At 72.6% G+C, this 14,298-nt stretch carries 14 protein-coding genes; 9 read left to right on the top strand and 5 right to left on the bottom strand.

Annotated features, from left to right (window positions below):
* Positions 1-304: 304 nt before the first annotated feature.
* The 3 genes from ACGFIA_RS13975 to mshA form a co-directional block, all read right to left on the bottom strand.
* Positions 305-1,162 carry a hypothetical protein gene (locus ACGFIA_RS13975; protein ID WP_393260454.1) on the bottom strand — a complete coding sequence of 286 codons (858 nt, stop codon included), beginning with the start codon at positions 1,160-1,162 and terminating at the stop codon, positions 305-307.
* Between the two features lie 188 nt (positions 1,163-1,350).
* Positions 1,351-1,884 (bottom strand): YbjN domain-containing protein, encoded by a 534-nt coding sequence (locus ACGFIA_RS13970; RefSeq protein WP_354868468.1) that lies wholly within the window; start codon positions 1,882-1,884, stop codon positions 1,351-1,353.
* A gap of 51 nt (positions 1,885-1,935) precedes the next feature.
* Positions 1,936-3,297 carry a D-inositol-3-phosphate glycosyltransferase gene (gene mshA / locus ACGFIA_RS13965; RefSeq protein WP_357389193.1) on the bottom strand — a complete coding sequence of 454 codons (1,362 nt, stop codon included), beginning with the start codon at positions 3,295-3,297 and terminating at the stop codon, positions 1,936-1,938.
* Positions 3,298-3,468: 171 nt separating this feature from the next.
* On the opposite strand from mshA, the gene ACGFIA_RS13960 reads away from it, so the two are divergent.
* Positions 3,469-4,233, top strand: coding sequence for an SDR family NAD(P)-dependent oxidoreductase (locus ACGFIA_RS13960; protein ID WP_393260155.1), 765 nt, complete (start codon positions 3,469-3,471; stop codon positions 4,231-4,233).
* A complete protein-coding gene (locus tag ACGFIA_RS13955) occupies positions 4,233-5,015 on the top strand; it encodes a class I SAM-dependent methyltransferase (RefSeq protein ID WP_357389197.1) in 783 nt (260 codons plus the stop codon). The genes ACGFIA_RS13960 and ACGFIA_RS13955 overlap by 1 nt, the downstream gene beginning before the upstream one ends.
* A gap of 59 nt (positions 5,016-5,074) precedes the next feature.
* On the opposite strand, the gene ACGFIA_RS13950 is transcribed toward ACGFIA_RS13955, so the two are convergent.
* Positions 5,075-6,166, bottom strand: coding sequence for a UDP-N-acetylmuramate dehydrogenase (locus tag ACGFIA_RS13950; RefSeq protein ID WP_393260152.1), 1,092 nt, complete (start codon positions 6,164-6,166; stop codon positions 5,075-5,077).
* 70 nt (positions 6,167-6,236) lie between these two features.
* Between ACGFIA_RS13950 and ACGFIA_RS13945 the strand changes: the two genes are divergently transcribed.
* The 7 genes from ACGFIA_RS13945 to ACGFIA_RS13915 all read left to right on the top strand — a co-directional run bounded on the left by ACGFIA_RS13945 (position 6,237) and on the right by ACGFIA_RS13915 (position 13,787).
* On the top strand, positions 6,237-6,992 hold the full coding sequence (locus ACGFIA_RS13945) for a maleylpyruvate isomerase family mycothiol-dependent enzyme (protein WP_357389201.1): 756 nt from the start codon (positions 6,237-6,239) through the stop codon (positions 6,990-6,992).
* A gap of 177 nt (positions 6,993-7,169) precedes the next feature.
* Positions 7,170-8,480, top strand: a complete 1,311-nt coding sequence (locus tag ACGFIA_RS13940) for an extracellular solute-binding protein (protein WP_357389203.1) — start codon at positions 7,170-7,172, stop codon at positions 8,478-8,480.
* A gap of 70 nt (positions 8,481-8,550) precedes the next feature.
* The gene (locus ACGFIA_RS13935; protein ID WP_357389205.1) at positions 8,551-9,540 is read left to right on the top strand and encodes a sugar ABC transporter permease; all 990 of its coding nucleotides are present in this window, start codon (positions 8,551-8,553) and stop codon (positions 9,538-9,540) included.
* Entirely contained in the window at positions 9,537-10,370 is an 834-nt protein-coding gene (locus ACGFIA_RS13930) for a carbohydrate ABC transporter permease (protein ID WP_393260148.1), read from the top strand. The genes ACGFIA_RS13935 and ACGFIA_RS13930 overlap by 4 nt, the downstream gene beginning before the upstream one ends.
* Positions 10,367-11,734: a GH1 family beta-glucosidase gene (locus tag ACGFIA_RS13925; protein ID WP_393260145.1), complete on the top strand. Its 1,368-nt coding sequence runs from the start codon at positions 10,367-10,369 to the stop codon at positions 11,732-11,734. Before ACGFIA_RS13930 ends, ACGFIA_RS13925 begins: the two co-directional genes overlap by 4 nt.
* A gap of 19 nt (positions 11,735-11,753) precedes the next feature.
* Positions 11,754-12,761 carry a LacI family DNA-binding transcriptional regulator gene (locus ACGFIA_RS13920; protein WP_357389211.1) on the top strand — a complete coding sequence of 336 codons (1,008 nt, stop codon included), beginning with the start codon at positions 11,754-11,756 and terminating at the stop codon, positions 12,759-12,761.
* 120 nt (positions 12,762-12,881) lie between these two features.
* Positions 12,882-13,787, top strand: coding sequence for a GNAT family N-acetyltransferase (locus ACGFIA_RS13915; protein WP_357389213.1), 906 nt, complete (start codon positions 12,882-12,884; stop codon positions 13,785-13,787).
* On the opposite strand, the gene ACGFIA_RS13910 is transcribed toward ACGFIA_RS13915, so the two are convergent.
* Positions 13,780-14,298: an O-acetyl-ADP-ribose deacetylase gene (locus tag ACGFIA_RS13910; RefSeq protein ID WP_357389215.1), complete on the bottom strand. Its 519-nt coding sequence runs from the start codon at positions 14,296-14,298 to the stop codon at positions 13,780-13,782. The genes ACGFIA_RS13915 and ACGFIA_RS13910 overlap by 8 nt on opposite strands.

Genomic DNA, 14,298 nt, shown 5'->3' with positions numbered 1-14,298 from the left:
CGGCGGGCGACACTCACCCCCGTAAGCGTCGCCCGCTCGCGCCGCCGGTTCCACGGGTGGCACCGTCCCCCAACGGTGTGCTCCACCCGATCTTCGCGTCTCGCCTGCGCGGACCTGATCGATCCACCGCTCCCCCGAACGGAAACAAGCGTGACGCGGTGCAATAAAGTTAGTTCGCCCGGATTCCGGATTCAACCCAGATCGCTGTCTTGCCCGTCACAGCGCCCTGTCGGAAACCCGGCTGTCCCTGTTGTCGTCCCTGGAGTGGCAAACACGGCGTTCCCGTCCGCCATTCCCGTAAACCTCAGCCGTCCTCGCGATTCGGGTTCTCGGTCCGGAAGAAGTTGCTCTGCCGGCCGTCCCGCATCTGCTCCTGATAGATCAGGTTCAGCCGCCGGAGATCGAACGTGCGGAACCAGTCGTCCCAGGTGATCTCCCGGATCCGGCTGCTCTCCCGGTAGCCGGGGATGTTGAACGTGAGCACCCCGGGCCGGTTGCCGCGCTCGGTGCCGGCGATGGTGGCGGGCTTCGCGCCCCGCGCCCGCGCCCAGCGCTGGATCACCTCGTGGTTACGGGTGACCAGGCTCCGGCCCGGACGCTCCGGCCGGTCCGCGAGCGACGTGATGAGCTGCGACGATCCGATCGACCGGCTGGATGCCGGGCCACGGGTCGGCGCGCTCTGCGCCCGAGCGGACGACGCCTTCCGAGCCGGCGCCGCCTTCGCGCGCGACGGAGCTGCCTTCGCCCGCGACGGAGCGGCCTTCGCCCGTGACGGGGCCGCCTTCGCGCGCGGCGGGGCTGCCTTCGCGCGCGGCGGGGCTGCCTTCGCCCGAGCCGACGTCGCCGTTGCCCGCGACGACGTCGCCTTCGCGCGGGCGGGTGCCGCCTTGCGCGTACCCGCCGCCTTGGCCCTGGCGCCGGTGGCCCGCGCGGCCGGCGCGGACTTGGCCGGCGACGTCGCCCGGCGGGCTGTGGTCTTCTTCGCGGCGGTGCTCTTGCGGGTGGCCGACGGCCGGCCGGCCGGGCCGGAGCTGCGCCGGGCCGCGCCGCCCTCCCCCCGCATGGTGCGCGCCAGGGTCTTCACCAGTTCCGGCTTCCGCAGCGCGGAGATCCCGGAGACACCGCGCCGCCGAAGCTGGCTGCGGAGGTCGTCGACCTTCATCCGCGAGATCGCCGACTCCGACACCCTCGGGGTGTTCGGCGTCTGGTTGCCGGTTTGCCGCTTGGTCCGGGTCGCAGTCGTGCCGCGACCTGAGCTGTTGCGCTGAGCCATGGGACACGCTCCTCGACAGTCCGTCCTCGGCCCGCGGTGGGTCCCAGTGCTCCGCACCGCGCGGGGCGGCATACCCGTCAGGAGGGCTCCGAACCTCCGGCGGACGAACCGGCGGTCGCGGAGGGCTCGAAGAGGTGCGCGAACGCGGCCAGGTTCGCCGTCGACTCGCCGCGCTTGACCCGCCACTCCCACTCCCGGCGGATGGCGGTGCCGAAGCCGATCTCCAGCATGCTGTCGAACGACTCGTCGGCGTACGTCAGCACGGAACCGAGCAGCCGGTCCAGCTCGTCGGCGTCGACCCCGGCCAGGTTGACCCGCCCGGTCAGGTAGACGTCGCCGACCGAGTCGATGGAGAACGAGACGCCGTACATGCGGGCGTTGCGCTGGAGCAGCCAGGCCCACAGCTCCTCGCGGCGCTCGTCGGGCTGGCGCATCACGAACGCCTCGACCCGCAGCGCGTGCTCACCCACGATCAGGTTGCAGATCGTCTTGAGCTTGTGCGTGCCGGGCAGCGTCACCGCGTACGACGCCTCGCCCGTGGACTCCCACTCCAGCTCGCGCTCCGCGCAGACGGACTCGATCAGCGCGGCGACCTCACTCCTGCGGCTCATCGCACCCACTCTACGACCGGCGGACCGGGGCCGCCCGGTGGCCGGTGACGGTCACCAGGAGCACAGCAGGGCCGGGTCGCCGCACCGCCGCGCCAGCCGGGCCCGGTGCTCGGTGATCGCCTCCCCGTAGACCGCGAGCAGGCCGGCGGCGGTGCGCTGCCAGGAGAAGTCCCGGGCGTGCCGCTCGGCGCCCCGGCCCAGCGCGGCACGGCGTGCCCGGTCGGGCAGCAGGCGGGCGAGCGCCCGGGCCCAGTCGACCGGGTCGTGCCCGTCGATGAGCACGCCGCTGACGCCGTCGCGTACCGCGGTGACCAGGCCGCCCACGGCGGCGGCAAGCACCGGCGTGCCGCACGCCTGGGCCTCCAGCGCGACCAGCCCGAACGACTCGTTGTGCGACGGCACCGCGACCAGGTCGGCGGCGCGGTAGAGGGCGGGCAGGTCACCGCCGGTCTGCGGCGGGAGGAAACGCACCCGGTCGGCGACGCCGAGCGCGTGCGCCAGTTCGATCAGGGCGGTGGGCCGGTCCAGGCCGCTGCCGCTCGGCCCGCCGCAGATCACCACGGTCAGCTCGTCGGCCAGCGCCGGGTCCCGTTCGCGCAGCGCGGCGGCGGCGCGGACCAGCACGTCCGGCGCCTTGAGCGGCTGGATCCGGCCGACGAACGCGACCACGTACCCGTCGGCCGGCAGGCCGAGCCGGCGGCGCGCGGCCCGGGTCGCGGCGTCCCGGTCGCCGGGCGCCGGGCGGAACCGGTCCAGGTCGACGCCGGGCTCCACGACCGCCACCCGGTCCGGGGCGGCCGCGTACCTGTCGAGCAGGTCGCGGGCCTCCACCCGGGTGTTGGCGACCAGCCGGTCCGCCTCGGTGACCACCTGCTCCTCGCCGATCACCCGGGCCTTCGGCTCGGGACGGTCGCCGGCGGCGAGGCGGGCGTTCTTGACCTTGGCCAGGGTGTGCGCGGTGTGGACAAGCGGTACGCCCCAGCGCTCCTTGGCCAGCCAGCCGACCTGCCCGGAGAGCCAGTAGTGCGAGTGGATCAGGTCGTAGTGGCCCGGCGGGCGGGCGGCCTCGGCGCGCAGCACCCCGGCGGTGAAGGCGCAGAGCTGACCCGGCAGCTCCTCCTTGGTCAGCCCCTCCAGCGGGCCGGCGGTGACGTGCCGGACGGACACCCCGGGCGCCACCTCGACCACCGGGGGCAGGTCACCGGCGGTGGCCCGGGTGAAGATCTCCACCTCGACGTCGGCCTCGGCCAGCCGCCGGGCCACCTCCAGGATGTAGACGTTCATGCCGCCCGCGTCACCGGTGCCGGGCTGGTGCAGCGGCGACGTGTGCACCGACAGGGTGGCGATACGGCGGGGCCGCGGCCACGGAAGGGCACCTCGCTGACGACCGACACCGGTGTGCAAATCCGCCACGTCCGCTCCCTCTGTCACGGTTGATGCCGTCCCGCACGACCGGCGCTTCTCGGTCAACCCGTGTGCCGGATGTCATCTTCCCCATCGGGGTACGGAAATGCTTTCCGCCGGGTCCCGGGCGTGACGGACCTCATCCCGCCGCCCGGCGCGGCGACGGGAGACAATGACCGGATGACTTCCATCGCCATCGTCACCGGGGCGTCCAGCGGCATCGGCACGGCCACCGCCCGCCGGCTCGCCGCCGAGGGCTTCCACGTGCTGGCCGCCGCCCGGCGTACCGACCGGCTGGCCGCGCTGGTCACCGAGATCGAGGCGGCCGGCGGCGCGGCGACGGCGGTGGCCTGCGACGTGACCTCGGACGAGTCGGTGGCCGCCCTGGCCGCCGCCGCCGAGGCCGCCCCCGGGCCGGTCACGCTGCTGGTGAACAACGCCGGCGGCGCGCGCGGCCTGGACCCGGTCGAGTCCGCCGACGTGGGCGACTGGCAATGGATGTACGACGTGAACGTGCTCGGCACGCTCCGCGTCACCAAGGCGCTGCTCCCGGCGCTGGAGCGCTCCGGCGCCGGCACTGTCGTGATCGTCAGCTCCACCGCCGGGCACGTGGTCTACGAGGGCGGCGGCGGCTACACGGCCGCCAAGCACGCGCAGACCGCGATCGCCGGAACGCTCCGGCTGGAGCTGTGCGGCCGCCCGGTCCGGGTGGTCGAGATCGACCCCGGCATGGTGAAGACCGAGGAGTTCGGCCTGGTCCGCTTCGGCGGCGACGCCGACCGGGCCGAGGCGGTCTACGCCGGAGTCGCCGAACCGCTCGTGGCCGACGACGTGGCCGACTGCGTCGCCTGGTGCGCGACCCGCCCGCACCACGTCAACATCGACCGGCTCGTGGTCCGCCCGCTGGCCCAGGCCGCGCAGCACAAGGTGCACCGGATCTCCTGATGGAGCGTCCGCTCGGCGTGGCCACCCGGGGCACCACCAACCCCAACCGGCTCCGGCGGGTGGACAACTGGATCGTCGAGACCTGCGGCGACGCGCTGCGCGCCGCCGCCGACCCGCTCGTGGTGGACCTGGGCTACGGCGCCACCCCGGTCACCCCCGTCGAACTGCGGGCCCGTCTCGCCGCCGGGGTCCGCGCCGACGTGCGGGTGGTCGGCCTGGAGATCGATCCGGTACGCGTCACCGCCGCCTCGGCCGCCGCCGACCCACCCGGGCTGACGTTCGCCCGGGGCGGCTTCGAGCTGGCCGGGCTGCGTCCCGCGCTGGTCCGGGCGTTAAACGTCCTACGCCAGTACGACGAGAGCGAGGTGGCCGACGCCTGGCGTACCGTCACCGGGCGGCTCGCGCCGGGCGGGCTGCTGGTCGAGGGCACCTGCGACGAGCTGGGGCGGCTCGGCTCCTGGGTGCTGCTGGACGCCACCGGCCCGCGCACGCTCACCCTGTCGGCGAAGCTGACCACGCTGGAGAGCCCGGCCACGCTCGCCGAGCGGCTGCCGAAGGCGCTGATCCACCGCAACGTGCCGGGGGAACGCGTCCACGACCTCATCGAGGCGCTGGAACACGCCTGGCGTTCGGCCGCCGGGTACGCCCCGTTCGGCCCTCGCCAGCGCTGGCTGCGTACGGTCGAGGTGGTGAAGGAGGCGGGCTGGCCGATCCAGGACACCCCCCGCACCTGGCGCCACGGCTACCTGACCCTCCCCTGGCCCGCCGTCTCCCCCCGCTGAACCGCCCGCACCAAGGGCCGGAAGTGCAACATCGCGGGGGTGAGGCGGGCGGGGTGGGGTCAGATGGTGCAGTTGATGAGGACCGGCTCGGGGTGGAGGGGGACGCCGAAGCGGGACTGCACGCCGTCGCGGATCTCGCGGGCCAGCGCCACCAGCCCGGCCGTACTGGCGGTGCCGGAGCGGTTGGTGAGCGCGAGCGTGTGCTTGCTGGAGATGGCGACGCCCTCCGGGCCCGCGTACCCCTTGCCGAACCCGGCCTTGTCGATCAGCCACGCCGCGCTGAGCTTCACCGTGCCGTCGGCGCCCGGCCAGTGCGGCGGCTCCCCCAGGTCGGCGGCGCGCTCCCGCACCTGCGCGAACGCCTCGACCGGCAGCACCGGGTTGGTGAAGAACGAGCCCACCGACCAGGTGTCCGGGTCGGCCGGGTCGAGCACCATGCCCTTGCCGGCGCGCAGCTCGCGCACGGTGGCCCGGGCGTCGGCGAGCGGCACCCGGTCGCCCACCTCGACGCCGAGCGCCCGGGCCAGTTCGGCGTAGCGGACCGGACCGGACAGCGGCGACCTGGTGAGCTGGAAGTCGACCGCTAGCACCACCCAGCGGTCGCTGTACTTGAAGATGCTGCCCCGGTAGGCGAACCCGCAGTCGGCCGCCGCGATCCGCACCACCCGGCGTTCCGTCCGGTCGTACGCCTCGACGGCGACGATCGTCTCGGCGACCTCCTGGCCGTACGCGCCGACGTTCTGGATCGGGGTCGCGCCGGCCGACCCGGGGATGCCGGAGAGGCACTCCAGTCCGGACCAGCCGCGCTCGACGGTGGCGGCGACGAGGTCGTCCCACGGCTCGCCTGCCTGCACACGTACCGTGACGGTGTCGCCGTCCTCGGCGACGACCTGGAACCCCCGGGAGCGGACGAGCACGACGGTGCCGGGGAAGCCCTGATCGCCGATCACGACGTTGCTGCCGCCCGCCAGCACCAGCACCGCCTGCTCACGGGCTTCCGCTTCCTGCACCTTTAATACGATCTGGGAGGCATCCCCGGCGACCTCCAGCCGCCCGGCGGGGCCGCCGAGCCGGAGCGTGGTGTAGCGCGCCAGGGTGGCCGGATCGGTCGGGTCACCGGCAGTCGCCGGTTCGGCGTAGACGTCTGACACGCCTTTCACCCTAGGCTGAGGGGTAGCCGGAGCACCCACTGGTGGCCCGGTCACCCCCGGGAGGATGGCGATGAGCAGACTGCACCACACGAAGGACTTCTGGATCGGCGCGCTGCGCACGGAGGGCCCCGCCTTCGCCGTGGCGGTGACAGAGGCGCCGCCCGAGACACCCGTGCTGTCCTGTCCCGGCTGGACGGTCACCGACCTCGCTCATCACCTGACCCGCGCGTACATCTGGGTGGGCACCGTCCTGACCGCCGGCGGGACGGCCCGGCCGGAGCGGCACGACCCGGAGCCGCCCGCGGGTCTGACCGCGGCGCAGTGGTACACGCGGGAGTACGAGCGGATCAGCGCGCTGCTGGAGGCGACGGATCCGGAGGCGCCGGCCTGGAACTTCGCGCCCCAGCCGAAGAAGGCGGCCTTCTGGCCGCGCCGGGTCGCGCACGAGACCGCCGTCCACCGCTGGGACGCCCAGCTCGCGATCGGTGCGGGTGACCCGATCGAGGCGAAGCTCGCGGCCGACGGGGTGAGCGAGGTGCTGGACACCTGGCTGCCGGCGGGACGGCGGGTACGGCCCGGGCAGTGGCACGGCGTGGTGCATCTGAACGCGACCGACGCCGCGCAGGAGTGGTATCTGCGGTTGCGGGGCGAGGGGGTCGCGCTGCTGGACACCGCGACGATCCTCGACCACGACGACCACCGGGCGCGGGCGCAGGTGTCCGGCACGGCGAGCGATCTGCTGCTGGCGTTGATGGGCCGGATCAGCTTCGACGCGCTGGACGTGGCGGGCGACTCGGCCCTGCTGGGGGGCCTGCGGGTCGGCTGACGACGGGCACCGGACGGAGAGGGACGGCGGCCGTCCCTCTCCGTTTCTTTTCGGACAGCTCTGAGAGCGCTCTCTTGACAAGGTCCGGGACCCTCCACCACGCTGTCGTGAGAGCGCTCTCTTAGTTCCGGAACCGCCTTCCACCACCCGTTTCGACGACCCGAGAGGTCAGGACAGATGCTCACCTTCACGCGCCGCCGCCTGGCGGCGGTGGCCCTGGTCGCCGCCACCGCGTTGCTCGGCACCACCGCCTGCGGCGGCGGTGACGACGACGCCGCAGCCGACGGGCCGATAACGCTCACCGTCGACGTCTTCGGCCAGTTCGGTTACGCCGATCTCTACCAGGAGTACATGGCCAGCCACCCCGGCGTGAAGATCGTCGAGCGGGGCACCGGCGGAAACCTCGACGAGTACTCCCCGAAGCTCACCCAGTGGCTCGCCGCGGGCAAGGGCGCCGGTGACGTGGTCGCCATCGAGGAGGGCCTGCTCGTCGAGTACAAGGCCAACCCGCAGAACTTCGTCAACCTCCTCGACCACGGCGCGGCCGACCTGAAGGGGAACTTCCTCGACTGGAAGTGGAACCAGGGGCTCACCGCCGACGGCAAGCAGCTCATCGGCCTCGGCACCGACGTCGGCGGCATGGCGATGTGCTACCGCACGGACCTGTTCGCCAAGGCCGGCCTGCCCACCGACCGGGAGGCGGTGTCCAAGCTCTGGCCCACCTGGCAGGACTACATCAAGGTCGGCGAGCAGTTCACCGCGAAGAAGACCGGCGCGTCGTTCCTGGACGCCGCGACGAACACGTTCAACACGATCCTGCTCCAGACCGCCGGCAACAGCAGCGGCTACAGCTACTACGACACCGGCAACAACCTGGTCGTGGGCAGCAACCCGGCGGTGAAGCAGGCGTACGACACCACGATGGACATCATCGACTCCGGGCTGTCCGGCAAGTACGGCTCCTGGTCCGAGGAGTGGGTGTCGGCGTTCAAGCAGTCGAAGTTCGCCACCATCGCCTGCCCGGCCTGGATGACCGGCGTGATCGAGGGCAACGCGGGCGCCGCCGCCAAGGGCAAGTGGGACATCGCCCAGATCCCCGGCAACGGCGGCAACTGGGGCGGCTCGTTCCTCGCCGTGCCGAAGCAGAGCAAGCACCAGGCCGAGGCGATCGAGCTGGCCAAGTTCCTGACCAGCACCAAGGGCCAGATCGGCGCGTTCAAGGCGAAGGGTCCCCTGCCCTCTTCGCCGCAGGCGCTGGAGGACCCGGCGATCCTCGACTCGAAGAACGCCTACTTCTCCGAGGCGCCCGTCGGCAAGATCTTCGCCACCGGCGCCAAGAGCCTGAAGCCGGTCTACATGGGACCGAAGAACCAGGCCGTACGCACCGAGGTGGAGAACGCCGTCCGCTCGGTGGAGCTGGGTAAGCGCTCCCCGGAGCAGGGCTGGACCGACGCGGTCGCCAACGCCGAGAAGGCCGCCGCCAAGTAACCCGAGCAGCGCGTGCGGGCGGCCACCCGGCCACGGGGGCCGCCCGCACGGCGGAAAGGAGTCCCGGGTCATGGCCGTCCAGCTCGACGCCCGCCCGCCGGTCGCACCGGCACCCCGTCCCACCCGTCCCGGCCTGGGCAACCGGCTCAGCCGGCTCGACACCAAATACTCGCCGTACCTGTTCATCGCCCCGTTCTTCCTGCTGTTCGGCGTCTTCGGGGCGTACCCGCTGGCGTACACGTTCTGGGTCTCGCTGCACGACTGGGACCTGCTCGGCGCGGAGCACCCGTTCATCGGCTTCGACAACTACACGCAGTTGCTCGCCGACACGGACTTCTGGCACTCGGTGGTGAACACGCTGGGCATCTTCGTGATCTCCACGGTTCCCCAGCTGCTCGCCGCACTCTGGCTGGCCAACCTGCTCAACCGGCAGTTGCGCGCCCGTACCACCTGGCGGATGGCGGTGCTGATCCCGAACGTCACCTCGACCGCCGCCGTGGCGATCGTGTTCGCGGTGCTGTTCGGCCGCGAGTTCGGCATGATCAACTGGCTGCTCGACCACATCGGGATCAACGCGATCGACTGGAAGGCGAACCGGTTCGCCGCCTGGGTCGCCATCTCCACCATGGTCGACTGGCGCTGGACCGGCTACAACGCGCTGATCTTCCTGGCCGCCATGCAGGCCATCCCCCGCGACCTGTACGAGTCGGCGGCGATCGACGGCGCCGGCCGGGCACGCCAGTTCTGGGCCATCACCGTGCCGCTACTCAAGCCGACGATCATCTTCGCGGTCATCATCTCCACCATCGGCGGCCTCCAGCTCTTCACCGAGCCGCGGATGTTCAACTCCGGCACCAACGCGATCCGCGGCGGGCCGCTGCGGGAGTCGCAGACGGTGACCATGTACATGTTCGAGAACGCCTTCGCGCCGCACTACAACTTCGGCTACGGCTCGGCCGTCGCCTGGCTGCTGTTCGCGTTGATCGCCGTGGTCGCCGCCATAAACGTCCTGCTCCTGCGCCGGCTCGGCGGCGGCTCCCGCAAGGAGGTCTCCCGATGACCCGCCTCTGGTCGGCAAGCCGGCTCACCTACCTGGCGCTGACGCTCTCGGCCGTCCTGTCGATCTTCCCGATCTACTGGATGTTCGTCGTCGCCAGCCGCACCAGCGACACGATGGGCCAGGTGCCGCCGCCGCTCACCCCCGGCGGCAACCTCGGCGCCAACATCGCCCGGCTGTTCGACAACACCGACGCGTACTTCCTGACCGGCCTGATCAACTCGGCGATCGTAGCCGTCACCGTGACGGTCTCGGTGGTGTTCTTCTCCACCCTGGCCGGGTTCGCCTTCGCCAAGCTGCGCTTCCGTGGCCGCAACGCGCTGCTGCTGGTCATCGTCGCCACCATGATGGTCCCAACCCAGCTCGGCGTCATCCCGCTCTACCTGCTGATGACCAAGCTGAACTGGAACGACCGGCTGCCCGCCGTGATCGTGCCGGCACTGGTCACCGGATTCGGCGTGTTCATGATGCGCCAGTACGCCGGCCAGGCGGTCAGCACCGAACTGATCGAGGCGGCCCGGATGGACGGCTGCAACACCGCGCGGATCTACTGGAACGTGGTGCTGCCCGCGCTGCGCCCGGCCGCCGCCGTCCTCGGCCTGCTCACGTTCATGACCACCTGGAACGACTTCCTGTGGCCGTACGCGGTGCTGAACGACCCGGAGAACCCGACGGTGCAGCTGTCGCTGCGGGCCCTCTCCGACGGGTACTACCAGGACATGTCGCAGGTGTTCACCGGCACGGCCATCGCCACGCTGCCGCTGCTGCTGGTGTTCATCGTCTTCGGCCGCCAGATCATCGGCGGCATCATGGAAGGTGCGGTCAAGGCATGAGCAACGTCCGATTCCCGGAGGGCTTCGTCTGGGGCGGAGCCACCGCCGCGTACCAGATCGAGGGCGCCGCCCGCGACGACGGTCGCGGCCCGTCGATCTGGGACACCTTCAGCCGTACGCCCGGCGCGGTGTTCTCCGGACACACCGGCGACGTGGCCTGCGACCACTACCACCGGTACGCCGAGGACGTCGCGCTGATGGCCGAGCTGGGGCTGCGGGCGTACCGGTTCTCGGTGTCCTGGCCCCGGGTGCGGCCGGACGGCACCGGCCCGGTCGAGCCGCGCGGACTCGACTTCTACGACCGGCTGACCGACGCGCTGCTGGACGCCGGCATCGACCCGATCGTCACGCTCTACCACTGGGACCTGCCGCAGGCGCTGGAGGACCGGGGCGGCTGGACCGTCCGGGAGACCGCCGAGCACTTCGCCGAGTACGCGCTCACCGTGCACGGCCGCCTCGGCGACCGGGTCCGCACCTGGACCACGCTCAACGAACCGTGGTGCTCGGCCTACCTCGGGTACGGCAACGGGGTGCACGCCCCGGGCCGCCGCGACGCCGGTGACGCGTTCCGGGCCGTACACCATCTGCTGCTCGGCCACGGCCTGGCGGCGCGGGCGCTGCGCGCGGCCGGCGCGCAGACGCTCGGGGTCACGCTCAACCTGGCCGACGTGCAGCCGGCGGACGCCGGTAGCGCCGCGGACGCCGAAGCGGTCCGGCTCGTCGACGGCCTGCACAACCGGATCTTCCTGGACCCGCTCACCGGCGGCGGCTACCCGGAGGACGTGCTGGCCCACGTCAGCCGGATCGTCGCGCCCGACTTCGTCCGGGACGGGGACGAGAAGCTGATCGCCGCGCCGCTGGACCTGCTCGGCCTGAACTACTACGCGCCCACCTACGTGGCCGGGCGGCCGGGTGGCGCCGGGAGCGACGCCTACCCGGGCACCGCCGGGCTGGTCGAGTTCCTGCCGCCCGAGGAGCCGCTCACCGACATGGGCTGGTCGATCGAGCCGGCCGGGCTGACCCGGCTGCTGGAGCGGGTGGCGGCCGACCACCCCGGGCTCCCGCTGATGATCACCGAGAACGGCGGGGCGTTCCCGGACACCGACAGCGACACCGACGGCGCGGTGGCCGACGCCGACCGGGTCGCCTACCTCGACGGGCACCTGCGCGCGGCGCACGAAGCCATCGCCCGCGGCGTGGACCTGCGCGGTTATCTCGTATGGTCGGTGCTGGACAACTTCGAATGGGCCGAGGGTTACCGGAAGCGGTTCGGGATCGTCCACGTCGACTACCTGACCCAGCGGCGCACACCCAAGCGCAGTGCCCGCTGGTACCAGGAGGTGATCGCCCGGAACGGGCTGTGACGAGGTGGTGGTAACGGGGATGACGACGGCACAGCGACCGACCCTGGAGGCGGTGGCCCGGCTGGCCGGCGTGTCCCGGGCCACCGTCTCCCGGGTGGTGAACGGCTCGACCACAGTCGCGGAGCCGATCCGGCAGGCGGTACGCCGGGCGGTCGAGGAACTCGGGTACGTCCCGAACCTCGCCGCCCGCAGCCTGGTCACCCAGCGGACCGACTCGGTCGCGCTGGTGATGCCCGAGGCGGCCACCCGGGTCTTCTCCGACGACCAGGTGTTCCCGGGCATCATCCGGGGCGCGGCGCAGGAGCTGGAGGCGGCGGACAAGCAGCTCGTGCTGATGCTCGCCGGTTCGCCGGCCGGGCACGAACGGGTCGAGCGGTACACCACCGGCCGGCACGTCGACGGGGTGCTGTTCGCCTCGCTGCACGGCGAGGACCCGCTGCCCGGCCGGCTGGCCCGCCTCGGCATCCCGGTGGTGTGCAGCGGACGGCCGCTCGACGGCGCCGACGTGCCGTACGTGGACGTCGACCACACCGGCGGCGTCAGCACGGCGGTCCAGCACCTGATCACCAGCGGGCGGCGGCGGATCGCCACCATCGCCGGGCCGCAGGACATGGTCGCCGGGATCGAGCGGCTGATCGGCTACCGCGACGCGATCACCGGGGCCGGGCTGCCGGAGCTGGTCGCGTACGGCGACTTCACCCGGGAGTCCGGCACCGCCGCGATGCGCGAACTGCTCGCCGCCGACCCGGAGCTGGACGCCGTGTTCGCCGCCTCCGACCTGATGGCGCACGCCGCCCTGCGGACGCTGCGGGAGGCGGGACGGCGGGTGCCCGAGGACGTGGCGGTGATCGGGTTCGACGACATCGAGACGGCCGCGTACACCGAGCCGCCGCTGACCACAGTGCGGCAGCCGATAGTGGAGCTGGGCCGGTCGATGACCCGGCAACTGCTGCGCATCGCCGCGGGCGAGACGGTCGAGCAGGCGCTGGTGCTGCCCACGGAGCTGGTGCTGCGCGAGTCGGCTTAAGGAAGGGCCCCCTCTTAACGCCTCAGGTAGAGGAGGGGGCCCCTCTTAACAGCCTGCGGGGCAGCCCGCCGCGCGTTAACCGGTCGCGGGGCTGGCGGGCGCGGGGCTAGGGTCCGCCGGATGAGTGGAGCCGAGATCCGTCCCGCCCGCCCCGACGACGCGCCCGCAGTGGTGGCGTTGCGCGCGCTCGTCTACCCGTACCTGGTGCGCGGCGTCGAGTCGACCCGTCGCATGATCGCCGACCCGCCGGCCGGCGAGGACTGGTCGGCCTGGGTCGCCGAGGCGGGCGGGCAGGTGATCGGCTGGGTGTCGGCGTACCGCAACACGCAGACCTCGACGCCCGGCGTGGGCGAGATGGCCCTGCTGCACGTCCACCCGCGGCACCGCCGCCGGGGCACCGGCACCGCGCTGTTCGAGACCGCGTTCGACCACCTGCTGACGCTCGGGACGACACGCGTGCTCACCCATGCGCGTACCGACTCGCTGCCGTTCGCGCGGCGGCACGGCTTCGAGCCCAGCCGGGAGCTGCGCTACTCGGCGCTGGACCTCACCACCGCCCCGCCGATGCCGCAGCCGCCGCCGGGCGTACGGCTGGTGTCCGCCGCCGCGCTCGACCCGCGCCAGGTGCACCGGGTCGACGCCGAGGCGGCCCGGGACGAGCCGGGAGACGTGCCCACGGACTCGCTCGGCTTCGACCTGTGGCTCCACGAGTGCTGGGACAACCCGGGTCTGGACCGGGAGGCCAGCACGCTTGCCGAGGTGGACGGCGAACTCGTCGCGCTGAGCCTGGTCAAGCGGGACGGCGACCGGATGTGGTCGGACTTCACCGGCACGCTGCCCGCGTACCGGGGGCGAGGGCTGGCCCGGCTGGCCAAGCAGGCCGCGCTGCACACCGCCGCGACGCGCGGGGTACGCACCGCGTACACCTCGAACGACGGGGCGAACGCGCCGATGCTGGCAGTGAACGAGCGGCTCGGCTACCGGCCGGTGGACAGCCAGTGGTCGTGCCGGCGCACGCTCAGCTGAGCCTGGCGGCAACCCGCACCGCCGTGGCGTACGTGTCGCCGCCGAACAGCACCAGCCGGGCCTCGGTGACGTGCTCCGGGTTGGCCGCGTGCAGCACGGTGAGCGCCTGCGCCACCGCGTCGTCGACCGGCCACCCGTAGACGCCCGCACTGATCAGCGGGAACGCGATCCGGGTCGCGCCCAGCCCGTCGGCGACCCGCAGGCTGTTGGCGTAGCAGTCGCGCAGCAACGCCGACCGGTCCTCGTGCGGCGAGAAGACCGGGCCGACCGTGTGCACCACCCAGCGGGCGGGCAGGTTGCCGGCGGTGGTGGCGACGGCCTGGCCGGTGGGCAGCCCGCGCCCGTAGCGGGACGCGCGCAGCGCCCGGCACTCCTCCAGGATGGTCGGGCCGCCGCGCCGGTGGATCGCGCCGTCCACTCCCCCGCCGCCGAGCAGCGACGAGTTGGCGGCGTTGACTATCGCGTCGACCTGCTGCGCGGTGATGTCGCCCTCGATCAGGACGGTGTCCAT

Source organism: Micromonospora sp. NPDC049203 (assembly GCF_043197215.1).
In the GTDB taxonomy this organism is placed as follows: Bacteria; Actinomycetota; Actinomycetes; order Mycobacteriales; family Micromonosporaceae; genus Micromonospora.
This window is presented reverse-complemented; position numbering and strand designations above follow the sequence as displayed.

What these genes read in the sequence shown, in the direction of transcription:
- ACGFIA_RS13975 (WP_393260454.1), bottom strand. Translation starts at nt 1,162, where the DNA reads ATGAAGGTCGACGACCTCCGCAGCCAGCTTCGGCGGCGCGGTGTCTCC.
- ACGFIA_RS13970 (WP_354868468.1), bottom strand. Translation starts at nt 1,884, where the DNA reads ATGAGCCGCAGGAGTGAGGTCGCCGCGCTGATCGAGTCCGTCTGCGCG.
- ACGFIA_RS13960 (WP_393260155.1), top strand. Translation starts at nt 3,469, where the DNA reads ATGACTTCCATCGCCATCGTCACCGGGGCGTCCAGCGGCATCGGCACG.
- ACGFIA_RS13955 (WP_357389197.1), top strand. Translation starts at nt 4,233, where the DNA reads ATGGAGCGTCCGCTCGGCGTGGCCACCCGGGGCACCACCAACCCCAAC.
- ACGFIA_RS13945 (WP_357389201.1), top strand. Translation starts at nt 6,237, where the DNA reads ATGAGCAGACTGCACCACACGAAGGACTTCTGGATCGGCGCGCTGCGC.
- ACGFIA_RS13940 (WP_357389203.1), top strand. Translation starts at nt 7,170, where the DNA reads ATGCTCACCTTCACGCGCCGCCGCCTGGCGGCGGTGGCCCTGGTCGCC.
- ACGFIA_RS13935 (WP_357389205.1), top strand. Translation starts at nt 8,551, where the DNA reads ATGGCCGTCCAGCTCGACGCCCGCCCGCCGGTCGCACCGGCACCCCGT.
- ACGFIA_RS13930 (WP_393260148.1), top strand. Translation starts at nt 9,537, where the DNA reads ATGACCCGCCTCTGGTCGGCAAGCCGGCTCACCTACCTGGCGCTGACG.
- ACGFIA_RS13925 (WP_393260145.1), top strand. Translation starts at nt 10,367, where the DNA reads ATGAGCAACGTCCGATTCCCGGAGGGCTTCGTCTGGGGCGGAGCCACC.
- ACGFIA_RS13920 (WP_357389211.1), top strand. Translation starts at nt 11,754, where the DNA reads ATGACGACGGCACAGCGACCGACCCTGGAGGCGGTGGCCCGGCTGGCC.
- ACGFIA_RS13915 (WP_357389213.1), top strand. Translation starts at nt 12,882, where the DNA reads ATGAGTGGAGCCGAGATCCGTCCCGCCCGCCCCGACGACGCGCCCGCA.
- ACGFIA_RS13910 (WP_357389215.1), bottom strand. Translation starts at nt 14,298, where the DNA reads ATGGACACCGTCCTGATCGAGGGCGACATCACCGCGCAGCAGGTCGAC.